Below are 24,453 nucleotides of genomic sequence, written 5' to 3'. Positions count from 1 at the left end.
AGCCGATCCGATGCAGCCTGTCCTCACGCCGCTCCCGCCCGAGAGCTTCCGCAGCAAGCCGTGGAAGAATGGCGGCGGCGTCACGCTCGACATCGCCGATGCCAGCCGCCCCGGCGCCGATCCGGCCGGCTGGGAGGGCATGATCTGGCGGCTCGGGCGCACGGGAATCGTGGCGCCCGGCCCTTTCTCCGATCTCACCGGCTATGAGCGGCTGCAGGCGGTGATCGTCGGCTCCGGTCTCGTGCTGGACGGGCCGGGCGGCGAGATCGACCTGCGCCTGCCTTTCCGGCCGGTCCGCTACGACGGCGGCATTCCCCTGGTCAGCCGGCTGGAGAACGGCCCGGTCGAGGTGGTGAACCTGATCGCGGACCGGGCGCTGTGCGCAATCGATCTGGTGGTTCCCGTCGCAGGCGAGGGCATCGCGCTGGGTGCCGGGACGCATATCCTCTACGCGCCGGGCGAGGCCGTCCGCGGTCGCTGCGGCGAGACGGCTTTCGCGATTCCCGGCGGTCATGCCCTGCGCATCGATGCACAGGCGGAAGGGATGCTGACGGTCGAAGCTGGCCAGGCCCTGCTGGCGATCATCCGGCTGCGTTAGAACAGATCGGCTTCGAACACGCCGTCATCCCGGGCGCAGCGCAGCGGAGACCCGGGAGCCATTCCGGAACCCCACCGATCAGCGTTCCGGAATGGATACCGGATCGGCGCGGCTACGCCGCTTGTCCGGGATGACGGTGGCGATGTCCGAGGCAGGACTGTTCGCCCTAGTCGCAGCGGAGCGGCATCGCCTTGCGCGGCAATTCGCCGATCGCCGGGACGAACTGCCCGCTCTCCGGGTCGAGCAGCATCAGCACTCCGGTCGCGACCGCGAAATAGGCGCCGTGAAGATGCAGCCGGCCTTTACCCTCCAGGATCTGGACGCAAGGGAAGGTGCGCAGATTGGCGAGCGATTGCTGGATCGATGACAGGGCCAGGCGCTCTACATAACCATCCAGCGTCTCGTGGCGGCCGCGCCCGCCGGTGCGCTCGGCGGCAGGGCCGATCAGGGTGATCCATTTGCCGATGAAGTCGCCCGAGGAGAGCGGCCCCTGGGCATCGTCGGCAAAGGCGCGGATGCCGCCGCAGCGGCCATGGCCGAGCACGACGATATGCTCGACGCGAAGCGCCTGCACGGCGTATTCGAGCGCGGCCGACGTGCCGTGGAGCTGGTCGTCGGGCGAGAAGGGCGGCACCAGATTGGCGACGTTGCGCACGACGAACATCTCGCCCGGGCGCGCATCGAAGATCACCTCCGGCGAGACGCGCGAATCGCAGCAGCCGATCAGCATGATCTTAGGCGTCTGGCCGGTTTCGGCGAGCTGCTCGTAGCGGTCCTTCTCGCGGTCGAAGCGATCGTCGAGGAAGGCGCGGTAGCCTTCCGTCAGCCGGTCGGGGAAGGGCGCTGCTGGCGAGGTGGCTGCTGGCGTGTCCATGCTGTCTTCGAACAGGAGCCGCACGGTTTCGTCAAGCACATGCTGCATCGCAGCAGGCCTGATCTCGGATCAACAGGCTGCGAGCCGGGTGCGCAGGCGCGCGGCCAATGCCAGCGGTTCGCCCGTCAACGCCACCGTCTTGAGGCGGGCGGTCGCGCCCGTCGCGAGCGTCACGGTCGAGCGTGGCAGGTCCAGTTCACGCGCCAGCAGCGCCAGCAGGGCGGCATTGGCCTCGCCGTCGCTCGGCGCCACCCGGACCCTGAGCTTCAGCACGGGGCGGCCGTCGGCCAGGGTCTCGACGCCGTCGATCGCGTCGCGGCCGCCGCGCGGCGTGAGCCGCACCGTCAGCCGTAAGCCGTCGCCGGTGGCGGTCCAGGGCTCGGCCATGCCGGCAGACGCCGCTGCTCAGAAAACGGCGGGGTAGAGGTAGAGCACGATCACGCGCTCGATGAAGAAGATGATCAGCAACAGAATGATCGGCGAGATGTCGATGCCGCCCATATTGGGCAGCATGTTGCGGATCGGGCGCAGAACCGGCTCGGTGACCCGGTAGAGCATGTCCCAGACGGTCGAGACGAACTGGTTGCGGGTGTTGAGGACGTTGAAGGCGATGAGCCAACTCAGGACGGCCGAGATGATCAGCAGCCATGTGTAGATCTGCAGGGCAAGCAGCACCACATCGAGAACGGCACGCATCGGCATTCCTCTTGATCGTCGTTGACAGCAGCGCCTCGTCCCCAGGCGCCCGGCGAAACTGATGGCGCAGGCGATTGACAGACACGCGACGCAAGGCCTAGAAGGCCAGCGCCTCGGGGCTGTAGCTCAGATGGGAGAGCGCTGCAATCGCACTGCAGAGGTCAGGGGTTCGATTCCCCTCAGCTCCACCAAGGCCCTTTGCGAGCCGCTGAATTTGGCGGATATGCGGGCCTTGGTGGGATCTTCCCCGACGCGTCGCCATTCGTGATCAGCATGCTGGCTTCCGGTCGCTTCGGCTTGGCCGATGTTCGACCGGATGCCTCCGGCGCCTCTCAGACCTCTTCAAGTTCCGCCAGATAGGCGGCCTCGAGCATCTGGCGGCAGGCGGCGGCCTGCTCGCGCACGGCTTCGAGGGTGACGTGGTTGCCGATGTCGGTCAGGTCGCGCAGCGCGAAATCCACGGCCGAGAGCAGATCAAGGGCGTCCCCGATCGGAGCCTCGGCGCGCGCTGGCGGTAGCCGAAACTGAAGAACCTGTCCCATGTCACTCTCACTGTTAGCGAATCGCTTGGCAGTGTGACGCGAACGGGGTCAGCAATCCGTTAATGGTGGCGAGGCTGGGGCGGGTCAGTTCTGGACGAAATTCGTCGGCAGCGCCCTGACGGCAGGGCCGCTGAACGAGCCAGTCCTGGCGTCGCTCGGCTCGGCATGGCTGAAGCCGAGTGCGGCGGCCGGGCTTGGTCCTGCGATCGGCGCGGCGGCCGGCGCCGTTGCCCTGGCGCGGGCGGTCGCGACCGTCACTGTGCGGCCGGCGGGGGGCAGGCTGCGCGAGACGGCGGCGAACAGGGAATCCAGGCCAGAGCGATCGGCGTCGTATTGCTGCTCGATCGGCGTGGCGACCGGGCGGGCGGGCGCTGCCGATGCGACCACGGTCACGCCGCCGCCATGGGGGCGGCTCGGCGGCAGCGGATGGGTCACGGTGACGAGCTTGCCTTCGGGAGCGGGGGGCGTCGCGGCCGCCACGGTGTCCGTGCCGCGCAGGCCCGCCGCGGGCGCGCTTCCGATCTGGGGCAACAGCAGGCTGGCGAAAGCGGTGGGACGCGCCGGAGGCAGCGGCGCGGTGGTCGGCTTGCCGGCGATGACGGTCTCGCCGATGGCTGCGATCTCGCCGGGTCGACGCGGCGGGAGCGCCGCCAGGATCAGCTTCTGATCGCCAAGGCCCGGCTGCGGCGCGAAGGCCGGCGCGCCGCCGCTGGCGGGAAGGGCCGCGACCTGAACGGCCGCGCTGTCCTCGCCGGGCTGCTGCGGCAGGGTCAGGCCGCGCGGGCGGGCCAGCGGAAGCGGGGCATCGACCAGAGCCGGCCGCTTGTCCTGGGGCGGTGGTGGCGGCGGTGGAGCGGCCGCGGCGTTGATCGGCGCGACGGCCTGGGTTTCGGGGGGCTCGGCGGCGCGCGGCGCGAGGCGCTCGGCCCGTTCGCGGCCCAGCGAGCGCGAAACAGGTTCAGGCGCGACGGACGCCACCGCGAAGCGGCCGCCATCCGAGGCGTTGCTGTCGGCATAGCCGCTATTGGCATAGGCCATGACGGTCGGTTGCGGTTTGGGGGCGGCGCGCCGGCCGCGCGTCGGCCGGGCATCGGCTTCCTCGTCGTCACCGCCGAAGAGAGCGGCCCACAGGCTCTTGCGGCCCGAGGCCATGATCGCGCCCTCGTCGCTCTCGGCCGAGGCATAGCCCATGACCGAGCCGCCGCTTGCGATGACTTCCGCCATGGCGACGTCGTATCCGCCGAGCGGCTTGCCGTCGGCAGGGAGGTGGACGGTCTTCTCGTCCGGGAAGAGACGCACGAGCTGGTCACGCGTCATGCGCGGCCAGGAGCGGACGGAGCCGGCGTCGAGATGGACGAAGGGGGTGTGCGCACCCGGATAGAAGCCGACGCCACCGCGCTGCAGCCGCATGCCCGCCTCGCGGATGCGGGCGGTCGGGGTGTCCGGGAGATAGAAGTCCATCGCCTTGCCGAGCATGTGCTGGCTGTTCTTGGCGACGGCGCGCGAGCGGCGGCGCAGCATCGAATTGGTGCCGGGCGAGCGATAGGCCGAGACGACGTGGAAGGGCTGCTCGGAGCCGACGGAGCGCTGGACTTCCCAGGCGACGTCGAACAGGCGCGGATCCATCCGGATCGGCTCGTCGGTGCGCCAGTCGCGCAGCGCCCAGTTCAGCTTCTCGAGACCTTCGGAGACATAGCGGCCGTCACGCTTGAAGGTGACGGTCGTCTCCTCCTTGGTGTGCATGTGCCGGATCGTGATCGTGCGCGTGTCGCCATTGGCGACGGCGTCCTGCGTGCCGCGCACGCCGAGCAGAAGCGCGCCGGCGGCGACCCCCAGGGCCAGCGCCCGACGAAGAACCGGCTTCGAGCGCGACATCAGCCGTCCCGAAAGCGTGGCGTTTGACCTGCCCAATCTGCCTGACCCGTCTCGATGCGCCGGCTGAGCGGCGCGGATGAACGTGAACGAACAGTTGCGGAGAAGCGTTAACGACTGGTTAGCAGGCCCGCAATCGGCGGGCCATCCATTTCTGCGCCAGGGCTGGCTATCTGTGGATCGTGGCGAAACGGAGCCTTCGATCCGGATCAGCTGCGCTGCTCCAGCGCCTGGCGCACCAGGCGGTGGAAGCCGTAAAGGTCCTCGAAGGTCGTGAGGTGGCCGTCAGCGCCGACGACATGGGTGTTGTAGACGAGGTGGATCGGCAGCGCCTGGGGCAGGTTGATCCGGCGCTCGCCGGAGCCGATCAACCGTTTCAGCCGCTCCTGCGTCCATTCCGGGCCGAGCACCTGGTCGGCGAGCAGGAAGGGATTGTCGACGCGGACGCAGCCATGGCTGAAGGCGCGCCGCTCATTGGCGAAGAGCCGGCGGTTGGGCGTGTCGTGCAGATAGACGGCATGCTCGTTGGGGAACATGAACTTGATCCAGCCGAGCGCGTTGCGCTCGCCCGGCGGCTGACGCACCGAGACGGCGCCACCCTTGGTGCGGGTGACGACATAGCCGCGCCTGGCGGCGTAGTTCGGATCGGCGGCAAGTCCCGGCAGGAATTCCTTCTTCATGATCGAAGGCGGGACGTACCAGGACGGGTTGACGATGACGTGGTCCATCTTGTGCGAGAAGATGGGGGTCGCGGATTCCGGCTTGCCGACGATGGCGCGCGTCTCGTGGACGACATGGCCGTCGCGGACGACGCGGACGCGGAACTCCGGCACGTTGACCATGATGTGGCTCTGGCCGAGATCGGCCGGCAGCCAGCGCCAGCGCTCCATCTGGGCGACGATGTCCTGCTCGCCGCGCGCCGTCGCCGGCGTGCCGAGCGCGGCCAGCGTCTGGGCGCCGAGGATGCCGTTGGCGGGCAGGCCGGCCTGCTTCTGGAACGTCGCCAGCGCCAGCGAGGTCGAGCGGTCGAAGACCGGCTCCTCGGTCGGGCCGAGGCCGAGCCGGGCGCGCACCAGCGGCACGCGCTCGTCGCGCATGCCGAGCTTCAGGGCAGGGCCTGCGGGAATGCGCACCAGCGGCGTGTCGTCGAGATGCTCGCGCAGTTCGGCGAGCTTGGCCTTGAGGCGGCGATAGCCCTCATGGGGCGGGTTGTAGGCGGCGAGCACCGCGCCGGCATCGACCGCTCCAGTCAGTTCCGACAGGACTTCGGTGGCCGAGGGCAGATAGAGTGTCGGCGTCAAAAGCTTCGACAGGCGGCGCGGATCGAGGCGCGCGCCGCGCGCATCGCGGGCGTAGAGCACGGCGAGTGCCGACAAGCGCACATCGGCCTCGGCGAGGCTGCCTTTGTCGCTGGCCTCGAACGCCGGGAGCGGATAGTCGGTCGGCCGCAATCCGTCCTCGCCGGCGCGGCCGAGCCGGGCAGTCAGGCGCAGTCCCGCCTCGCTCCAGCCCTTGCCGTCGATCCAGAGCGGGCGGTTTTCGTTGGCCTGGTAGGCGGCCAGGATCTCGGCGCGCTCGCGCTCCGCCAGGCGCGGCAGGGCCAGCGCCTCGGCAGCGCGGGCGGCGATGTCGGCGACGAATTCGGAACCCGGCGGCAAGGCGACCACGGCCTTTTGCTGCTCGGTCGGCGCGGGCAGCGGCTCAGCCGAACGCAGCGGCTCGGGCGCTCCTTGCGTCTTGAAGGAGGGCGTCAGTGCCGGATCGGACGGGGGCAGCTCGATGGCGGGAATGTCGAGCGTCAGCGGCTCGTCGGCGACGCCAGGCGTCGTGGCGGGGGTGGAGGGCAGCTCCGGCGCGGCGAGGCTGCCATGAGGCTGGGCGGAGGGGGCGACCGTGCCCGTGACCATCCCGGGTTCCGGGATGGCGGCGGTTTCCGATTGTGTATCCGGAGCGGCTTCCAAGCCCGACGGGGCTGTCGCCTGCGCCTTTTCCGTTGCCGGCTTCTCATCGTCGAGGATGACGAGTGCCGGTTGTTCCGGCAGCGCGATACCCAGCGTCGGATCGATCGCGCCGGTGCCTTCCGCGAAGGCCGTCGTGGTTGCGAGTGTTAAGGCGAGAGCCGAGACGCAAGCCAGATTCGCCCATTGGCGACGACGCATGGTCGCTATCCCCAGATTCTGCCGAGAGCCGCATTCTGTGCGTGACTCGGCCTGTTTCGACAAGATGCGGCGGCGCAACAGGCCGCTGCATTCGGTTGGTCGCGGCTCAGGCCGCGTCGGTTTCATCCGCGGCCGATTCGGCCTCGATCAAGCCGTAGTCCTTGAGCTTGCGGTAGAGCGTCGAGCGGCCGATGCCGAGCTTGCGCGAGATCTCGGACATGTGGCCGCGATAATGCGCCAGCGCGAATTTGATGATGTCGCGCTCGAGATCGTCGAGCTTGCGCATGTCGGAGCCTTCGACGAGATCCAGCGCGTTGGGGTCGCGCACCGGCATCTGGATGATGCGCGGCGTGTCGTTTCGCGCCTCGGAATAGGGCAGGGAGGCCGGTGCCGGCGGGATACGGACGTCGTAGCCCTCCATCTGCGCGGCGATCTGCGGGAATTCGGCGACGGTGAGCTCGTCGCCGTCTGCCAGCACCACGGCGCGGAACATCGCGTTCTCGAGCTGGCGGACATTGCCCGGCCAGTCATAGCCCGAGATCAGGGAGAGCGCTTCCGCCGAGATGCCGCGCAGCTTCTTGCCTTCCTCGGCGGCAAAGCGGGCGAGGAAGCCGCGGGCGAGATCGGGGATGTCCTCGCGGCGCTGGCGCAGCGGCGGCAGCGTGATCGGGAAGACGTTGAGGCGGTAATACAGATCCTCGCGGAACTCTCCGGCCTTGACCTGGTCGAGCAGGCTCTTGTTGGTCGCGGAGATGATGCGGATGTCGACGCGGACCGACTTCTTGCCGCCGACCGGATCGACCTCGCCCTCCTGGATGGCGCGCAGCAGCTTGACCTGCGCGTCGAGCGGGAGTTCGCCGACCTCGTCGAGAAACAGCGTGCCGCCATTGGCCTCGACGAACTTGCCGACATGGCGCTCGGTGGCGCCGGTGAAGGCGCCCTTCTCATGGCCGAACAGGATGGATTCGACGAGGTTGTGCGGGATCGCGCCGCAATTCACCGTGACGAAGGCCTTGCCCTTGCGATCGCTGGAGCCCTGGATCGCACGCGCCAGAACCTCCTTGCCGACGCCGGATTCGCCCTCGACCAGGATCGGGATGTTCGACTTGGCGGCGCGCTCGGCCAGGCGCACGACGCGGGCCATGTCGGCGCTCTTGGTGGCAAGGTCTCGGAAGCCGAGCGTGCCGGAATTGCGGCGCTTGATGTGGCGCAGCTCATGTTCCAGCGCGCCGAGCTTGAGCGCGTTCTTGAGCGAGATCTGCAGGCGCTCGGCGCCGACCGGCTTGACCACGAAATCGACCGCGCCGGCGCGCATCGCCTGCACGACCGTCTCGATCGAGCCGTTCGCGGTCTGCACGATCACCGGCGTCTCGATGCTGCGCTCGCGCAGCGCGGCGAGCACGCCCATGCCGTCGAGCTCGGGCATGACGAGATCGAGCACGACGGCGTCGAAGCGCTCGCCATCGGGGCCGCAGATCAGCGCGAGCGCGGCGTTGCCGGTCTCGGCGGTGACGACGTCATAGCCGGAGCGCTTGAGCATGGCGTCGAGCAGGCGGCGCTGGACGGGATCGTCGTCGACGACGAGAACGGTGGCGGTCATGTCACCTCGGTAGCGGGCAGGCATGCTGAAAATCATCGGGAAGGCGGAATCGCTGTTCCGTTCTGGGGCATCCTCGGCCAGAACGGTTAAGCGGTGCTTAAGCGGGGTCGCCCGTGCTGCGACGATGTCAGCCTCGTGCCAGCGTTGATCGTGTCACGTGCCCCGCGCATAGACTCGCCCCGTGCATCAAGTTGAGACGGCTGATCGAGCTTGTGAGGTTTCCAGAGATGACGATTGCGTTTGACGGGGCGATGCGCGCCAGCGCCGCAGAGACGGCCGCCAGCACGGCCAAGGCGCTCGGCAAGCTGCCAGAGTGGGATCTGAGCCATCTTTATCCGGCGATGGATTCGCCCGTCCTCAAGGCCGATCTCGACCGCGCCATGAGCGAATCGCAGAGCTTCGCCTCGCTGTATCGCGGCAAGCTGCTGGCGCTGGCCGAGCGCGAGGATGCCAGCACCGTGTTGGCCGAGGCGGTCGCGGCGTTCGAACGCCTCAGCGATCTGCTCGGCCGAATCGGGGCCTATGCGGGGCTCGTCTATGCCGGCGACACCACCGATCCGCAGCGCGCGAAATTCTATGGCGATACGCAGGACAAGCTGAACGCGGCGGTGACGGAGCTCTTGTTCTTCGAGCTCGAATTCAACCGCATCGAGCCGGCACTGCGCGCGCGGCTGTCGGAGCAGGCGCCGCTGTCGCACTGGAAGCCCTGGCTCGACGATCTCGTCAAGGACAAGCCGCATCAGCTCGAGGACCGGGTCGAGGCGCTGTTCCACGAGAAGTCGATGACCGGGCAGGCCGCCTGGAACCGGCTCTTCGACGAGACCATCGCCTCGCTGCGCTTCAAAATGGGCGGCGAAGAGCTGACGCTCGAACTGACGCTGAACAAGCTGCAGGACGCCGATGGCGCGGTCCGCAAGGCGGCGGCCGAGGCGCTGAGCGCGGTCTTCCGCGCGCACTTACGCACCTTCGCGCTGATCACCAACACGCTGGCCAAGGACAAGGAGATCTCCGACCGCTGGCGCCATTTCGAGGATGTTGCGGATTCGCGCCATCTCGCCAACCGGGTCGAGCGCGAGGTCGTGGACGCCCTCGTTTCGGCGGTGCGCGCCGCCTATCCGCGGCTGTCGCATCGCTACTACAAGCTCAAGGCCAAGTGGTTCGGCCGCGAGGAGCTCGATTTCTGGGATCGCAACGCGCCGCTGCCGCAGGTCGAGGAGCGCACGATTCCGTGGACCGAGGCGCGCGACACTGTGCTCGACGCCTACGGCGCCTTCTCGCCCGCGATGGCCGGGATCGCGAGGCGCTTCTTCGACGAGAACTGGATCGATGCGCCGGCCCGTCCCGGCAAGGCGCCCGGCGCCTTCGCCCACCCGACGGTGCCGTCCGCGCACCCTTATGTCCTGGTCAACTACCAGGGCAAGCCGCGCGACGTCATGACGCTCGCCCATGAGCTCGGCCATGGCGTGCATCAGGTTCTGGCGGCGCCCAATGGCGCGCTGATGGCGCCGACGCCGCTGACCCTTGCGGAAACCGCGAGCGTCTTCGGGGAGATGCTGACCTTTCGCCGCCTGCTCGACGGCACGACGGATCGCAAGCAGCGCAAGGCGATGCTGGCGGCCAAGGTCGAGGACATGATCAACACGGTCGTGCGGCAGATCGCGTTCTATTCCTTCGAGCGCAAGGTCCACGAGGCGCGAAAGTCCGGCGAGCTGACCGCCGAGACCGTCTGCGAGCTGTGGATGAGCGTGCAGGCGGAGAGCCTGGGGCCGGCGATCCGGCTCGGGCCGGGCTACGAGCCGTTCTGGTGCTACATCCCGCACTTCATCCATTCGCCCTTCTACGTCTACGCCTATGCCTTCGGCGATTGCCTGGTGAACTCGCTCTATGGCGTCTACCAGAATGCATCCGAGGGTTTCCAGGAGCGCTATTTCGCGCTGCTCTCGGCGGGCGGCACCAAGCACCATGCCGAACTGCTGGCGCCGTTTGGACTGGACGCGCGCGATCCGGCCTTCTGGCAGATCGGCCTGACGATGATCGAGGGCATGATCATCGAGCTGGAGGGGATGGAGTAGGGGCCTCTGCTGTCATTCCGGGGCTTCGCGTAGCGAAGAGCCCGGAACCCAGAACCGATGCCTGTGGCCGCTGAGGCTCGGATGTCTCGGTCCGTTTGGATGCGTCATCGGTTCTGGGTTCCGGGCTCAGGCCTGCGGCCCGCCCCGGAATGACGGCGTGTGCAATCCACCCGCCGCATCCCTCTAGAACTGCACCCTCAAGCCGACCTGCGCGATATTCGCCGTGTAGTCCGAGCCCTGGGAGGTCGAGTTCAGGCGCTCATGGGTGAAGCTCGCGCGCACCGAGAAGGTGCGGGTCAGCCTGTATTCGATGCGGGCGCCAAAGCTGGTGGCGTCCTCGCGCAGACTCTGCCCGTCATAGTCGGTGCGGCCAAAGCTGGCGAGGCCGGTGACGATCAGGTTGCGGCGCAGCGCGTGGGCGATCTCCAGCGAGACGCGCCGGGCCGTGGTCCCCGAAGAGCCGGCGACGGTGGTGTCGCCGAGTTCGGAGGTGCCGCGCAGCGTCACCGTGGTCAACGGCGTCGGCGACCACAGGATCGCGGCGTCGCCGATGAGGCCCCTCAGGTTGCGCAGGCGGCCGTCATCGTATTTGCGGTTCTGGTAGCCGGCGGAGATCTCGCCGGTGAGCTGGCGGCTGATCTCGAAGGTCGAGCCGACGCGGCCGGTGACGCCGTCGGACGAGCGCCGGTAGCCGCTTGAATCGACGGCTTCGTCGAATTCGCGCGTGTCGACCTCGCCCTGGACGAAGGGCCTGAAGCCCGGCGTGACCTCGTAGGCCGCGCGCAGGCGCAGGCCGTATTGTGTCTGGTTGCGGTCGGCCTGGCTGACGATGCCGCCATTGCTGAGCTTGCCGTCCTCGTAGTCGCTGCGGTCGACCGAGCCGCGCAGCGTCAACTGCAGGCGATTGATGTCATGGGTCACACCTGCCGAGGCGCCATACTGATAGACCAGCGGGCGGCCCGTGACGGCGGCGGTGAGATCGGGCGACCCCGGTCGTTGCGTGTCGAGCCTTGTCCGCGTTTCCAGCAGGATGCGGGTGTCGCGGGAGGCGTCGAGCCGCAGGTCGAGGGTGCCCTCGCCATCGGGGCGCGATGCGTCGCGGTTGCGGAAGAACTCGCTGTAGCCGCCGCGCAGCCTGCCCCTGAGTTCATGGACGTTCCAGTCCGACTGGATTTCGAGTTCGCCCTCGGTGCGGCTGAAGGGCGAGCCCTTGCGTGCGGAGCTTGCGGCGCGTTCCGGATTGCTGTCGTAGCCGAGGCTGCTGGTGAGCGCAGGCCTCAGCACGACGTTGCCGAGCCGCAATCCGAGTGGCGCATAAGGGTCGAGGTCCGCAGCCGGCCGTCGGCGCTGAGGCGGGGGGGGCGGCGGCGGTGCCGGCGGAAGGCTGGAAACCGTCGCCCGCGGAACGCGGACCTGGCGCTGGGTCACGCCGCGGACGGCTGTTGCACGCACGGGAAGGCTGACGTTCGAGGGAGCGCGGCGCGAGACCGTGGGGCGCCGGCCACGAACCGGCGCGCCTGGATCGGACACGGATTCGGGGGCGTTCGGGAGCGTTGAGGCTGGCGGTTGCTCCGGCTGTGGCTGCTGGGCGACATACACTGGAACGGTCGGACGCAATGTCGATCGCGGCGCCTGCTGGGCCAGGACGGCGGTTGCCGCGAGCGCGAGGCTCGCGGCAGCGACACCGGTCAGGAGCAGGGTTGCGCGGCGGGACACGGGGCTTCGTGGCTCCAAAGCATGAGCTCTGGCGCACCCGGACTGGCGCGCATGGTTAACGGAGTTAGAACGAACTCGGTTAACGGGGCGTCAATGAAGCGCCTTGCTCGGGGCCGATGCTGGAAATCCTCGCCGCGACTGTGCTAGAGCGCCCGCCATGACAGCCGATATCCGCGCGTCCGCGCTCCGCACCATCGCCACCGAGCGCGCTGGCCTCGACACGCTCCATGCCGCGCTCGGCAACGGCCTGGGCGAGCCCTTCGCTGAGGCCGTGGCGATGATCCAGGCGGCCGGCGGCCGCGTCGTCGTCTCCGGCATGGGCAAATCCGGCCATGTCGGGCGCAAGATCGCGGCGACGCTCGCCTCGACCGGCACGCCGGCGCATTTCGTCCACCCCGCCGAGGCCAGCCATGGCGATCTCGGCATGGTGCAGCCCAACGATATCGTGATCGCGCTGTCCTGGTCGGGCGAGACGGCGGAACTGGCCGCCATCGTGGCGCATACCAGGCGCTTCCGGGTCGGGCTGATCGCGATCACCGCCAATGCCGAGAGCGCGCTCGGGCGCGAGGCGGATGTGACCCTGCTCCTGCCGAAGGCGGAAGAAGCCTGCCCGAACGGGCTGGCTCCGACGACCTCGACGACGATGCAGATGGCGCTCGGCGATGCGCTTGCGGTGGCGCTGCTGGAGGCGCGCGGCTTCTCGCGGCAGGATTTCTTCGTTTACCACCCCGGCGGCAAGCTCGGCGCGCAGCTCAAGACGGTCGACAGCATCATGCATCGCGATGCGGCGCTGCCGCTGGTCGGGCTCGAGGCGGCTGTGCCGGACGTGATCGCGATGATCTCGGCCAAGGGTTTCGGCTGCGCGATCGTGATCGATCCCCACGGACGCCTCGCCGGTGTGGTCACGGATGGCGATCTGCGTCGCAAGCTGATGGGTGGCGGCTCGGCCCAGCGGGCGCGGGACGTGATGAGCCCCAATCCGCGCCGCATCGCGCCGGATGCGCTCGCGGGCGAGGCGCTGGAGATGGTCAACCGCCTGCGCATCACCGCGCTGATCGTGGCCGATTCAGACGGGCGCCCGGTCGGGCTCGTGCATGTCCACGATCTGCTGTCGCTCGGGGTGGCCTGAGCCAGCACGAGCCGGACGGCATCTCCCGCGCCATCCTTCATTTGCATCACGACGGACCCCGAGGCCGGCGCTAACCTGCATGATCGGTTTTCGATCGGGGGGGTTATGCCGTGCGCCTATGGCTCGTTCCAGTGATGCTCGCAGTAGGGAATTCCCTGTGCGCGGCGCAGGTTACCGACAGCCCTGCCTGCAAGCTGTTCACGCAGAAGGAGGCCTCGGCCTATGTCGGCGCGTCGCTTGGCGCCGGGGAGGGCAGTTTCATCCCGGGCAACAGCGGCTGTGCCTGGTCCGACGACGCTGCGGGCTTCAAGTTGACTATCAGCGTGTTTCCAGCCGGCAATGCCCTCCAGCTCAAGAGCTGGGGATTTGAGAGCTTCGAGGGATTCCGGGCCGTCTTGGATATCGGCGCGAGAGCCTATGTGGCTCGCAGTCCGGTGATGGAGGTCGCGGGACAGAAATATGGTGGCGGGTGGCAGGCCGGGGCCATCGTCGGCAGCGAGTATGTCGCTGTCGGTCTCAAGGGTCCAAAGGCCGATGCCGACACGGCCGTGGCCTTCCTCAGGGACGTGATCAAGCGGCGCCAGCGGTAAAGCGAGACCGGCCGCAACTGGGCGATCAGCTTGTCAGGGGGTCGTTCTCGATCAGGATCGGCTTGCCATGCGGCGTCGCCTCGGCGGCGCGCGCCCAGGACGCGGCGAGGCCGTCGATGCCGTCATGCGAGGTCAGGCCCTTGGCGATGAGCAGGTGTTCCAGCGCTTCGCACCAGCGTTCGTAATAATCCGAGCCGTCGCGGCATCCGCCCTTGGCGACAGCCTCGCGGATTTCGGCGCCGAGCGCCTGCGCCCATTCGTCCGCCGTGAAGACGCCGCGCTCCTGCAACTGCACGACGAGCGCGAAGACCATCGCCTGCCAGGGTTCGGCGAAGACCGGGCCGTCCGCGTCGCGCGGGATCGGCGTGTCGGTGGCGAGTGCGATGGCAGCGTCAGGCCGGCTCAAGATAGCTCTCCCAGGCCTCGATCGAGACCGATGATGTCGGATCGGCGTCACGGCCCCAGAGTTCAGGGCCGGTGAAGACGACGGTGTAGAGCCATTGTGCCGTCTCCGGCAGCCCCTGCGCGCCGGTATCGGGAAAGACATGGCAGCCGGTGACACGCTCGATCACGCCGCGTTTGCCGCGGGCATAGCGCGGCAGGCGGGTGTGATGTGTCGGGTGCATCACGATGCTGCGAACCGCGTCGCCGACAGAGAATTTCGCCGGTGCGGGAGCCTCGCGTTCGAAAGGAAAGCCGCGCCGCAGCACGGTGGGAACATCGGCGCCTTGCAGCACGCGCTTGGGTGGGCGCGGCGGAGTGACGGGTTCACCCAGCGCCAGTTCGTCCGGGGTGACGAAGCCATGGGTCACGAGCAGCTGGCTCAGGCCGGCCAGCCAGATCTGGTAGTAGGAAAATGACAGGTAGTCGGCCGGCGGGATGCTTTCGCGGGCATGCCGGCTTTCGTCGATCGTCCAGGCGCCCATCGCGCCGGCGGCGACATTGATCGCCAGCACGCGCTTTTCCCATTCGGCGTGGAAGATCGGCTCGTTGGGTTCAGGCGCGACGGGGCCGAAGCCCATCTGCCCGCCGAGATCCTGGCCGCCGTTCATGACGCATCCTCTACACGCGGCAGCCCGGTGCCGATCATCGCGTCGCGGTTGACGATTCCGGCGAGCTTGTCCTCCGACCAGCCTTCCGTGCCGGCCGGGCGCATCGGGATGACGATGAAGCGGGTCTCCGCGGTCGAATCCCAGACGCGGATGCGCTGGCCCTCGGGCAGCGTCACCCCAAAATCGGCGAGCGTGCCGCGCGGGTCGATGACAGCCTTGGATCGATAGGGCGGCGATTTGTACCAGACTGGCGGCAGGCCGAGCAGCGGCCAAGGATAACAGGAGCAGAGCGTGCAGACGATGAGGTTGTGCTCTTGCGGCGTGTTGAAGCAGGCGACGGTATGCTCGCCGCCGCGCCCGCCGAAGCCGAGTTCGGCGACGGCTGCCGTGCCGTCCGCCTTCAGCCTCTCCGCGAAGGCGGGATCGACCCAGGCGCGGGCCACGACGCGGGCGCCGTTGCGCGGGCCGATCTTCGTCTCGTATGTGTCGATGATGGCGTCGAGCGCTGCCGGGTCGACATAGCCCTTCGCGACCATCAGCGATTCCAGCGCCTTCACCCGCGCCTCGATCGGCGTGAAGTGGTTGTCGTGATGGTGATCGTGGTCGTGATGGTGACCGCTCATGGTTTTCTCCCGTCCGCCCCTCGCATGCAGCCCGAGGAGCCTATCAAGCAATCCTGATCCGCGCAGCCCGTTCCAGCCTGACCGCGAGCGCGATCAGCGAGGCGTCGGAGCCCTTGGGACCGATCAGCGAGAGGCCGAGCGGAGCGCCCTCGCGGCGTGCGACCGGCACCGAGACCTGCGGAAAGCCCGACAATCCGCCGAGGCAGAGCAGGCGCAGGGCGCGGTTGCGGAAATCGTCGAGTTCGCTTTCGTCGGCGCTGGCGAGCGGGGCGATGTCGGGCACGGTGGGCAGCAGCAGCACGCCGTCGCTGCCCAGCAGCTTGGCGAGCCTGGTCCGGAACCGCTTGCGGACGGATTCGCTCTTCGCGAAATCCGCGTCCGTGATCGCCTTGGCATAGGCGAAGCGGTCGGTGACGCCGGGTCCGAGCGGCACGCCGAAGCGCTCGATCATCGGGCCGTCGTTGAGCCACGCCTCGCGGCCCTGGATGCGGCGCGAGGCCCAGTAGAGGCCGTCGAGATCGCGCGCCACGGTGATCGAAAGCGGCTCGCCGAGCTGGGGTACGATGCGCTGGACGACATTGCGCAGAAGGGTCTCGGCCTCGGGCACCGCCTGGGCGAAGAGTTCGTCGGCCATGAGCAGGCGCGGCGTCTCGGGCAGCGTGACCTTGTCCTTGCCGAGCAGCACATCGCCGACGCGGGCGAAGACCTCGCCGTCCCTTGCGAACCAGCCGGGCGTGTCGAAGCTTTGGGCCAGCGGCCAGACACGCTTGAGGGACAGCCGGCCATGGCTCGGGCGGATGCCGAACAGGCCGCAATAGCTCGACGGCGCGCGCACCGAGCCGCCGGTGTCGGAGCCGAGCGCGATATCGGCCAGCCGGCCCGCAACAGCCGCCGCCGAACCCGAGGAGGAGCCGCCGGTGATGCGCTCGGGCGCAGCCGGATTGATCGGCGCGCCGAAATGCGCGTTCTTGCCGTTGAGCGAGAAGGCGAGCTCGTCGGTGTGGGTCTTGCCGACGAAGCGCGCGCCGGCTTCGAGCAGCGTCTTCACGATCGGCGCCGTCTTGGCCTTGATGCCCGATTGGGCCAGCACGATCGGCGAGCCGGCGCCGGTCGGGTAGCCCTTGACGTCGAACAGGTCCTTGACCGCCAGCGTCAGCCCGGCGAGCGGCCCGGTCGCGGCGCTCTTCACGGGCGCTTCCGGATAGGGGACGAAGCAACGGAACGGATCATCGACAAGCATCGTGGTTATCCTTTCAGCAGCCTTGGGCATCGCCGTCGGAGCGCGGATCATGCGTCGCCTCGACATGGCCCTTGGGGTGCTTCACCAGCATGCCCGCATGGCCGAACTGGTCGGAATAGGCCTCCGAATACTCCTCGACCGGATGGCCCGAGCCGGTGAGCCTGGCCAGCAGCATCGGGTCGAAGCGGCTTTCCAGCTTGAGCGAGATCGAGCCCGCGCCCCAGGTCCGGCCGAAGAGCCAGCGCGGCGCATCGACGGCGGTGGCCGGGTTCTGACCGAAGCGGTAGCGCGACAGGATCTGAGCCTGGAACTGCGGCTGGCCGTCGCCGCCCATGGCGCCATAGGACATGATGCGCCCATCGTTGAAGCGGGCGAAGGCCGGGATCAGGGTGTGGAACGGTTTGCGGCCCGGTTGCAGAGGGTTGACCGCCTTCTTGTCGAGCGAGAACGAGACGCCGCGGTTCTGCCAGTTGATGCCGGTGCGCGGCAGGATGCAGCCCGAGCCGTATTCCCAGTAGATCGACTGGATATAGGAGACGGCCATCCCCGAGCCGTCGATCGCGCCCATCCAGACGGTGTCGCCATCGCCGGTCTTGAAGGGCCAGGCTGCGGCGCGCTTCCTGTCGATCGCCTCGGCCTCGCGGGCGAAGACGGCGTCGGTGAGCACGCTCGCGGGATCGATCGTCGCGAAGGCGGGATCGGTGACGATTTTGTCGCGGATCGCGAAGGCGCGCTTGGTCGCCTCGACCAGCCCATGATGATGCTCGAAGCCCTCGGCGCGGGTGACGCCCAGCTTCTCGAAGATGCCGAGGATCAGGAGCGCCGCGACGCCTTGGGTCGGCGGCGCGAAGTTATAGAGCGTCACGTCGGGGAGCTTGACCGAGAGCGGCTGGACCAGCCGGGCGTGATGCGCCTCCAGGTCGGCACGGGTGACGGGCGCGCCGATCCTGTCGAGATCGGTCGCGATCTCGCGGCCGATGTCGCCGCGGTAGAAATCCGACAGGCCGGCCTCCGCGAGCTGGCGGAAGGTCGCGCCCAGCGCCTCGGGCTTGCGGCGCGCGCCGGCCTTAGGCTGCTCGCCGCCCGGCCAGAAGAACTCGCTGAAGCCGATCGCCTCCTTGGTCGCCTCGATCTGCTGCGGCCAGGTCCGCAATTCGGAGGCCGAAACCTCGTAGCCCTCGTCGCAATGCCGGATGGCATCAGCCAGCAGATCCTTCAGCGGCATGCGGCCGCCGAGCGATCGCGAGAGCGACAGCGCCGCCTCCCAGCCGCTGATCGCGCCCGCGACCGTCAGGGCCGAATCCGGCCCGCGCTGGGGAATGACGTCATGCCCCATTTCGCGATAGCGCTCGATGGTGGCGAGCGAGCCCGCCGCGCCGCAGGCCTCGATCGCGTGGATCTTGCCGCCGGGCTGATGCACCAGCCAGAAGCCGTCGCCGCCGATCGCGTTCATGTGCGGGTAGACCACCGAGATCGTGGCGGCCATCGCGACCATGGCCTCGATGGCATTGCCGCCTTCGGCGAGGACGGCGCGGCCGGCTTGCGAGGCGAGGTGGTGGGGCGCGGCGCAGGCTGCCGAACCGAAGACAGGCGTATCGATCATCAGGGTCTTTTCAAACGCGGCTGCAGTGCCAATTTAGCCGGAGGGCGCGATTTTGTTGCATGCCGAGGCCGGCTTCGCTAGAGCTTCCGCCCGAAAAGCGGCGCCGGATTTTGGCGAGGCTGACAGAATGGCAAGGCTCAGGCGCGCATCGTCGCGTGCCCGCCACAAGGGATCGAGAGCATGGCCGCAAGGCGCACCAACTGGCAGACCCTGATCATGGTGATTTCGCTGGGAATCCTGATCGCGGTGCAGCTCTTCGGGGTTGCGCTGGCCTCGGGCTGGGCGCTGGCCGGCCTGTTCGAACTCGGTCCTATCGTCGGCTACGTGCTGATGGCGCTGTTCTCGGTGTTTGCCGGCTACGGCATGCTCAACCTGATGCGCCGCGTCCTCAAGGTCGAGGGGCTGACAGGGCGCGGCTGAGCTTTAGCCGCAGGCTTTGAGCGTCACCGGGTCGGCCTCCGCCGGCAGATACTCGCTCATCGCCCTGCACTGTCCCGCAACGCAGATTTGCCAGTCGGCCGTCGCGCCCGATCGGCGCATGATGATGTCCCGCTGTGGCGGCAGCTTTGGCGTCCAGCGCCAGAAGCCGTCACTCAACCTGGAACCTTCGGGCGGGTCCATGCCGGCGCCCGAGCCCTCAATGCGGGCCTCCGCCATGACGAGGCCGTCGGGCGTCTCGCGCCAGACCTCCTCCCACAGCGTCTTCTGGACGGAATGACGCCAGCGCAGCGTGACCTCGCCGCTGCCGAGCGCCACCGTAAGCGCGCCGGCCGCCAGGCACAGGCTCATGCCGGGGCGGCGGCAGCGGATTTGGCCCGCCAAAGATGCAGGCCTATCAGCAGGGCCGCCAACGCGAAACCGATCTCGTCCGTGAGCGGCAGGGCGAGCACCAGCGAGCCGGCTGCAGCAGCTGCCAAAAGCCGCTCCCATACCGCCATGTCGCGTTTCATGAACCCGATCGTCGCCGCCCCCCAGAGGCAGATGGCGAGCAGCGCCTTGCCGATGATGTAGGCGGCTCCCATCGCGTACGCGAAGCCGGTGACGCCCTGGACGGGCTGCAGCATCAGGGCCGGATCGTAGACGGCCATGAAGGGGATGACGAAGCCCGCCATCGCGATCTTCACGGCCTGGAAGGCGATCTTGAAGCCCGACTCCTTGGCGATCGGCGCTGCCGCGAAGGCCGCCAGTGCCACCGGCGGCGTCAGATCGGCCATGATGCCGAAATAGAACACGAACATGTGGCTGACGATCAGCGGCACGCCTAGCTTGAGCAGGATCGGTGCTGCGATCGAGGAGGTGATGATGTAGTTGGGGATGGTCGGAATGCCCATGCCGAGGATCAGGCTGACGATCATCGTCAGCACCAGCGCCAGGAACAGCGAGTGCTGGCCGACCGCGACGACGGCATTGCCGAAGATCGTGCCGATGCCGGTCAGCGTCATCGTACCGATGACGATGCCGACGACGGCGCAGGCGATGCCGACGGGAATCGCCTGTCGCGCACCGTCGGCAAGCGCATCGCGGCAGGCCGCCACGGTCTCGGCGCCCCCCTTCGTTGCCAGATTGGCAAGGATGAGCCCGACAACGATGCCGACGATCACCAGGATGCCGTACCAGAAGAAAAAGGCGCAGAGCAGGCCGAGCGCGACCCAGAGGAGCACCCGCAGCGCGACCGCGCCGATGCCGAGAGAGATCGACCCGCCAAGGATCAGGACGACAGTCAGCGCAAGGCCGACCGAGCCTGAAAAGAGCGGCGTGTATCCGGCGAAGAGCAGATAGACCAGAACGGCGAGAGGCAGGATCAGGTGCCATTTTGCGGCCAGTGCCTTGCCGGCGCTCGGCAGTTCCGCGCGTGGCAAACCAACGAGGCCGCGCTTGCCGGCTTCGAGATGCACAGCGAGGAAAGCGGCCGCGTAGTAGAGAATTGCTGGCACGATGGCGGCCTGAACCACGGCCGCATAGGGCACGTCGATGGTCTCAGCCATGATGAAGGCGACGGCACCCATCACCGGTGGCATGATCTGCCCGCCCATCGAGGCTGTCGCCTCGACGCCGCCGGCAAAGGCGGCCCGATAGCCGAAGCGCTTCATCAGGGGGATCGTGAACTGCCCGGTCGAGACGACGTTGGCGACGCCCGATCCCGAGATCGTGCCCATCAGGGCTGAGGAGAACACCGCGACCTTGGCCGGCCCGCCGCGAGCGCCGCCGAACAGCCCCATGGCGATGTCGGTGAAGAGCTGGATCATGCCGGCACGTTCGAGGAACGAGCCGAACAGGATGAACAGGAAGATGAAGGTCGCGGAGACGCCGGTCGGCGTGGCGTAGATGCCCTCGGTACCGAAGGACATGTGCTCGATCACCTGGTCGAGCGAGTAGCCGCGGTGGTTCAGCGGGGCGGGCAGGTAGTTCCCGAGCAGGCAGTAGGCCAGGAACAGGCCCGAGACGATCGGCAGGGCCGGCCCCATGAAGCGCCAGCAGATGACGAAGAGGATCGCGATGGCGGCGATGCCGACGACCAGGTCGGCCTCTGTTACCTCGCCCGCCCGCGCGACCAGATCCTGATAGAAAGCCCAGTGGTACAGGCCGACGAGAAAACCGAGCCCAGCCAGCACCCAAGCGAACGTCCGGGCTGCGGTCGAATGGCTCTTGTGCTGTGCCAGCAGACCACCCGCGACAAGGCAGAGCATGCCGACATGGAGCGCACGCAGGATCTGGTTGGGCACCGAGCCGCCGAAGCGGGCGAGCAGTTCGACGACGACGAAGATCGGCAGCCAAGCCAGCACCATCTCGGCATAAGGCCTGCTGCGGGCGGCCTGCGCGACGATCCAGACGAGCCAGAGCGCCATCGTCACCCGCAGCAGGTCGATGATCGTGACGCCGCTGAAGCGGTGGTCGAGCGGCACGTTGAAAGCGGTCGCGATCTGAAACAGCGAGAAGGCCAGGGCGATCCAGAACAGCAGGCGTCCGGTCCAGCCCTCGCCGAAGCCCGGCGGAAGGCCGTGCTCGGGATCGACCAGAATTTCGGGGCTCTCGGTGGGGATCGCGCCGATATCGGGGACGGCAAGAGGTCTGGTCTCGTCGCGGCTCATGACTTGATGTCCCCGTCGTCATCATTCTCGCCGGTGGATGACCGACGGGCTGCCATCACAGAAAAGGCGAGGCCGCGTCAACGGCCTCGCCCATGCAGGGGAAGGACGGCGGCTCAGGAGCCGACCTTCAGCCCCTTCTCCTTGAAGTAGCGGGCGGCGCCGGGGTGCAGCGGCAAGGGCATGCCCTCGAGCGCGTTCTCGAGCTTGATCGAGCGGGCTGCGGCGTGGGCCGCCGCCAGGTCGGGCAGGCTGTCATAGATAGCCTTGGTCATCTGGTAGACGGTCTCTTCCTTCATGCCCTCATGAGTCACGAGGTAGTTGAGCACGGCGGCAGCCGGCACGGCGGCGGTCTGGCCGGTATAGGTGTTGGCGGGAATCGAGACCTTGACGAAGGGCGGGCCGGCCTTGTCGACGACCGCAGCGGGAACCTCGACGACCACGATCTCGACTGCGGTGGCGAGATCGCGCAGCGAGGCGACGCCGAGACCGGCCGATTGCAGCGTCGCATCGAGCTGGCGGTTCTTCATCAGCTCGACGGATTCCGCGAAGGGCAGATATTCGATCTTGCCGAGGTCCTTATAGGACAGGCCGGCGGCCGCCAGGATCGCGCGGGCGTTCAGCTCGGTGCCGGATTTCGGCGCGCCGACCGAGAGGCGCTTGCCCTTGAGATCGGCCAGGGTCTTGATGCCGCTCTCCTTGGAGGCGACGATCTGGACATAGTTCGGATAGATCGCGGTGATGCCGCGCAGCTTCTTCAGCGGGCTCTTGAAGCCGGCCTCCTCGTTGCCCTTCCAGGCGGCATCGAGCGAGTCGCCGAGCGCAAAGGCGATCTCGCCCTTGCCCTGCTGGAGCAGGACGAGGTTCTCGACCGAGGCCTTGGTCGCCTGGACGGTCGGCCGGGTGCCCGGGATCTTCTCGCCATAGATCTTCGAGAGCGCGACGCCCATCGGGTAATAGACACCCGAAGTGCCGCCGGTCAGCACGTTGATGAAATCCTGCGCGCGGGCCGCGGCTGGCGCCAGCGCGATCAGCGCGGCAGTGGCGATGCCGGCCAGACGCCGGCCGGATACGAGCTGTTTCATGTCACCTCCCGAGTGAATTTATCGGCATTGCGCGCCGGTCTTAGATCGTTTGTAGACCAGACCTGCCTGCAATTGAAAGCATGGGGGCCTGCGCCATTCGGCGAGCGCCCCGGCTGCGTGACGCTTTCGCCATGATTGGCGGCCATCAGCGGTGGTCGGCCTCTCGCTTGCCTTCTCGCCTTGCCTTGCCGGTTGCCCTTGCCGCTGGGACAGGCTAGCCCGATTTCAGCCCTGACGGCGCCGCCGTCGCCAGCACAACGAGCCCCGCCCGCCATGACTCGCAGCGCCCGTGATCCCAGCGCCAGACCGCCCCGTCCCGATCGTCGCATGTTGCTGGCCGGCGCCAGCGCCACCGCGGCCCTGACTGCGCTCGGGTTTTCGCCGGAGGCGCTGGCGCAGCAGGGTCTGCGGCTTGGCGAGGCGGAAGGCTTCAGCTTCGACGCGCTGAAGATCCGGGCCCGGGAGCTTGCGGCCCAGCCCTATCAGCGGCCGGCGAGTTCGCGCGCCGACGTTCTGGAGCGGATCGACTACGACGCCCATGGCAAGATCAAGTTCAAGCCGGAGATGGCCCTGTGGGCGGACGGCCCCTCGCCCTGGCCGGTGACGTTCTTCCATCTCGGGCGCTACTTCCAGAAGCCGGTGCGCATGCATGTGCTCGATGGCGGGAAGGCGCGCGAGATCGTCTATGACGAGAGCTATTTCGAGATGCCCCAGGATTCGCCGGCGCGCGAACTGCCCCGGGGCGCCGGCTTTGCCGGCTTCCGCTTCCAGGAGAGCCGCACCGGTCATCCCGGCCGCAAGGGCGAGGCGCTCGACTGGAAGAAGAACGATTGGGTCGCGTTTCTCGGCGCCTCTTATTTCCGCGCCATCGGCGAGCTCTATCAGTATGGCCTCTCGGCGCGCGGGCTCGCGGTCGATCCGGCCGTCGGCGGCAAGGCGGAAGAGTTTCCCGACTTCACCCATGTCTGGCTCGAGACGCCGCAGCCGGGCGCCGAATTCGTCGTGGTCTACGCGCTGCTGTCGGGCCCGAGCGTGGCCGGCGCCTATCGCTTCCGCATGCATCGCGGCAAGGGCGTCACGATGGAGATCGAGACCGCGCTTTATCTGCGCGCGGATGTCCAACGCCTCGGCATCGCGCCGCTGACCTCGATGTATTGGTACTCCGAGACCGCCAAGGCGACCGCCGTCGACTGGCGTCCGGAGGTGCATGATTCCGATGGTCTCGCGCTCTGGACCGGCACCGGCGAGCGTGCCTTCCGGCCGCTGAACAATCCCTCCCGCACGACCGCATCGGCCTTCGTGGATGCGAACCCGCGCGGTTTCGGCCTGATGCAGCGCGACCGCGAGGTCGGGCATTATCTCGATGGCGTGTTCTACGAGCGCCGGCCGAGCCTCTGGGTCGAGACGCAAGGCGACTGGGGCAAAGGCGCGGTCCAGCTCATTGAAATCCCCACCGACGACGAGATCCATGACAACATCGTCGCGATGTGGGTGCCGGACGGCCCGGCCAAGGCCGGCGCCTCCTATGCCTTCCGCTACAAGCTGCACTGGCTCGCCGACGAGCCCTTCCCGACCCAGCTCGGCCGCGTTGTCGCGACGCGGCTCGGCAATGGCGGCCAGCCCGGCACGGTGCGTCCCAAGGGCGTGCGCAAGTTCATGATCGAGTTCCTCGGGCCGGCGCTCGAGAAGATCCCCTTCGGCGTCAAGCCCGAGGTCGTGCTCTCGGCCTCGCGCGGCACCTTCTCCTACATCTTCGCGGAAGCCGTGCCCGACGACGTGCCCGGCCATTGGCGGGCGCAGTTCGATCTCACCGTCGAGGGCACCGAGCCGGTCGAGATGCGCTGCTTCATGAAGGCGGGCGAGACAGTGCTGACCGAGACCTGGCTGTATCAGTACCTGCCGTTCTGAGCGTGGTG

At 68.0% G+C, this 24,453-nt stretch carries 22 protein-coding genes and 1 tRNA gene; 7 read left to right on the top strand and 16 right to left on the bottom strand.

Going from position 1 to position 24,453, the window contains the following annotated elements; translation table 11 throughout:
- Positions 1-10 precede the first annotated feature (10 nt).
- On the top strand, positions 11-598 hold the full coding sequence (locus tag AE618_RS10390; RefSeq protein WP_054208986.1) for a HutD/Ves family protein: 588 nt from the start codon (positions 11-13) through the stop codon (positions 596-598).
- 166 nt (positions 599-764) lie between these two features.
- Here AE618_RS10390 and AE618_RS10385 read toward each other — a convergent pair whose 3' ends face one another.
- From AE618_RS10385 to AE618_RS10375, 3 genes are all read right to left on the bottom strand, one after another.
- Positions 765-1,472, bottom strand: a complete 708-nt coding sequence (locus AE618_RS10385) for a carbonic anhydrase (RefSeq protein WP_054209072.1) — start codon at positions 1,470-1,472, stop codon at positions 765-767.
- Positions 1,473-1,541: 69 nt separating this feature from the next.
- Entirely contained in the window at positions 1,542-1,859 is a 318-nt protein-coding gene (locus tag AE618_RS10380) for a DUF167 family protein (RefSeq protein WP_054208985.1), read from the bottom strand.
- Between the two features lie 18 nt (positions 1,860-1,877).
- Positions 1,878-2,168, bottom strand: a complete 291-nt coding sequence (locus tag AE618_RS10375; protein WP_054209071.1) for a YggT family protein — start codon at positions 2,166-2,168, stop codon at positions 1,878-1,880.
- A 115-nt stretch (positions 2,169-2,283) separates the two neighbouring features.
- Here AE618_RS10375 and AE618_RS10370 point away from each other — a divergent pair.
- Positions 2,284-2,359: transfer RNA gene (locus AE618_RS10370), tRNA-Ala, on the top strand.
- Positions 2,360-2,500: 141 nt separating this feature from the next.
- Here the strand turns inward: AE618_RS10370 and AE618_RS10365 are convergent.
- From AE618_RS10365 to AE618_RS10350, 4 genes are all read right to left on the bottom strand, one after another.
- Positions 2,501-2,710 carry a hypothetical protein gene (locus AE618_RS10365; protein WP_054208984.1) on the bottom strand — a complete coding sequence of 70 codons (210 nt, stop codon included), beginning with the start codon at positions 2,708-2,710 and terminating at the stop codon, positions 2,501-2,503.
- An 84-nt stretch (positions 2,711-2,794) separates the two neighbouring features.
- Positions 2,795-4,585 carry a DUF882 domain-containing protein gene (locus AE618_RS10360; protein ID WP_054208983.1) on the bottom strand — a complete coding sequence of 597 codons (1,791 nt, stop codon included), beginning with the start codon at positions 4,583-4,585 and terminating at the stop codon, positions 2,795-2,797.
- Positions 4,586-4,791: 206 nt separating this feature from the next.
- Entirely contained in the window at positions 4,792-6,741 is a 1,950-nt protein-coding gene (locus tag AE618_RS10355; RefSeq protein WP_054208982.1) for a L,D-transpeptidase family protein, read from the bottom strand.
- A gap of 106 nt (positions 6,742-6,847) precedes the next feature.
- Positions 6,848-8,341 (bottom strand): sigma-54-dependent transcriptional regulator, encoded by a 1,494-nt coding sequence (locus AE618_RS10350; protein WP_054209070.1) that lies wholly within the window; start codon positions 8,339-8,341, stop codon positions 6,848-6,850.
- A gap of 227 nt (positions 8,342-8,568) precedes the next feature.
- Here AE618_RS10350 and AE618_RS10345 point away from each other — a divergent pair, with 227 nt between their 5' ends.
- Complete coding sequence (locus AE618_RS10345; protein ID WP_082365167.1) at positions 8,569-10,413, top strand: M3 family oligoendopeptidase; 1,845 nt, start codon at positions 8,569-8,571, stop codon at positions 10,411-10,413.
- A gap of 183 nt (positions 10,414-10,596) precedes the next feature.
- Here the strand turns inward: AE618_RS10345 and AE618_RS10340 are convergent, their stop codons facing one another.
- The gene (locus AE618_RS10340; RefSeq protein ID WP_282568503.1) at positions 10,597-11,841 is read right to left on the bottom strand and encodes an outer membrane beta-barrel protein; all 1,245 of its coding nucleotides are present in this window, start codon (positions 11,839-11,841) and stop codon (positions 10,597-10,599) included.
- Between the two features lie 445 nt (positions 11,842-12,286).
- Between AE618_RS10340 and AE618_RS10335 the strand changes: the two genes are divergently transcribed.
- Positions 12,287-13,258 carry a KpsF/GutQ family sugar-phosphate isomerase gene (locus tag AE618_RS10335; protein WP_054208980.1) on the top strand — a complete coding sequence of 324 codons (972 nt, stop codon included), beginning with the start codon at positions 12,287-12,289 and terminating at the stop codon, positions 13,256-13,258.
- A 134-nt stretch (positions 13,259-13,392) separates the two neighbouring features.
- Positions 13,393-13,848, top strand: coding sequence for a hypothetical protein (locus tag AE618_RS10330; RefSeq protein ID WP_156330205.1), 456 nt, complete (start codon positions 13,393-13,395; stop codon positions 13,846-13,848).
- 25 nt (positions 13,849-13,873) lie between these two features.
- On the opposite strand, the gene AE618_RS10325 is transcribed toward AE618_RS10330, so the two are convergent.
- Genes AE618_RS10325 through AE618_RS10305 form a run of 5 tightly spaced genes read right to left on the bottom strand, consistent with a single transcriptional unit; the run spans position 13,874 to position 18,366 of the window.
- Positions 13,874-14,254, bottom strand: coding sequence for a nitrile hydratase accessory protein (locus AE618_RS10325; RefSeq protein ID WP_054208978.1), 381 nt, complete (start codon positions 14,252-14,254; stop codon positions 13,874-13,876).
- Positions 14,241-14,900, bottom strand: coding sequence for a nitrile hydratase subunit beta (gene nthB, locus AE618_RS10320; RefSeq protein ID WP_054208977.1), 660 nt, complete (start codon positions 14,898-14,900; stop codon positions 14,241-14,243). Before nthB ends, AE618_RS10325 begins: the two co-directional genes overlap by 14 nt.
- On the bottom strand, positions 14,897-15,523 hold the full coding sequence (gene nthA / locus AE618_RS10315) for a nitrile hydratase subunit alpha (protein WP_054208976.1): 627 nt from the start codon (positions 15,521-15,523) through the stop codon (positions 14,897-14,899). Before nthA ends, nthB begins: the two co-directional genes overlap by 4 nt.
- Positions 15,524-15,566: 43 nt before the next feature.
- Positions 15,567-16,763, bottom strand: a complete 1,197-nt coding sequence (locus AE618_RS10310; RefSeq protein WP_054209068.1) for an amidase — start codon at positions 16,761-16,763, stop codon at positions 15,567-15,569.
- 13 nt (positions 16,764-16,776) lie between these two features.
- Complete coding sequence (locus AE618_RS10305) at positions 16,777-18,366, bottom strand: gamma-glutamyltransferase family protein (RefSeq protein WP_054208975.1); 1,590 nt, start codon at positions 18,364-18,366, stop codon at positions 16,777-16,779.
- 180 nt (positions 18,367-18,546) lie between these two features.
- Here AE618_RS10305 and AE618_RS10300 point away from each other — a divergent pair, with 180 nt between their 5' ends.
- Positions 18,547-18,786, top strand: coding sequence for a hypothetical protein (locus tag AE618_RS10300; protein ID WP_054208974.1), 240 nt, complete (start codon positions 18,547-18,549; stop codon positions 18,784-18,786).
- A 3-nt stretch (positions 18,787-18,789) separates the two neighbouring features.
- Here the strand turns inward: AE618_RS10300 and AE618_RS10295 are convergent, their stop codons facing one another.
- The 3 genes from AE618_RS10295 to AE618_RS10285 all read right to left on the bottom strand — a co-directional run bounded on the left by AE618_RS10295 (position 18,790) and on the right by AE618_RS10285 (position 22,537).
- The gene (locus AE618_RS10295) at positions 18,790-19,155 is read right to left on the bottom strand and encodes a DUF1850 domain-containing protein (RefSeq protein ID WP_054209067.1); all 366 of its coding nucleotides are present in this window, start codon (positions 19,153-19,155) and stop codon (positions 18,790-18,792) included.
- The gene (locus AE618_RS10290) at positions 19,152-21,455 is read right to left on the bottom strand and encodes a TRAP transporter permease (protein ID WP_082365165.1); all 2,304 of its coding nucleotides are present in this window, start codon (positions 21,453-21,455) and stop codon (positions 19,152-19,154) included. Before AE618_RS10290 ends, AE618_RS10295 begins: the two co-directional genes overlap by 4 nt.
- Before the next feature lie 113 nt (positions 21,456-21,568).
- On the bottom strand, positions 21,569-22,537 hold the full coding sequence (locus AE618_RS10285; protein WP_054208973.1) for a TAXI family TRAP transporter solute-binding subunit: 969 nt from the start codon (positions 22,535-22,537) through the stop codon (positions 21,569-21,571).
- 327 nt (positions 22,538-22,864) lie between these two features.
- Here AE618_RS10285 and AE618_RS10280 point away from each other — a divergent pair, with 327 nt between their 5' ends.
- Entirely contained in the window at positions 22,865-24,445 is a 1,581-nt protein-coding gene (locus AE618_RS10280) for a glucan biosynthesis protein (protein ID WP_248310821.1), read from the top strand.
- Positions 24,446-24,453: the final 8 nt, after the last annotated feature.

Source organism: Allobosea vaviloviae, from assembly GCF_001298265.1.
GTDB lineage: Bacteria > Pseudomonadota > Alphaproteobacteria > Rhizobiales > Beijerinckiaceae > Allobosea > Allobosea vaviloviae_B.
Note: the sequence above shows the minus strand (reverse complement) of the source record. Positions and strands in the feature narration are given on the sequence as shown.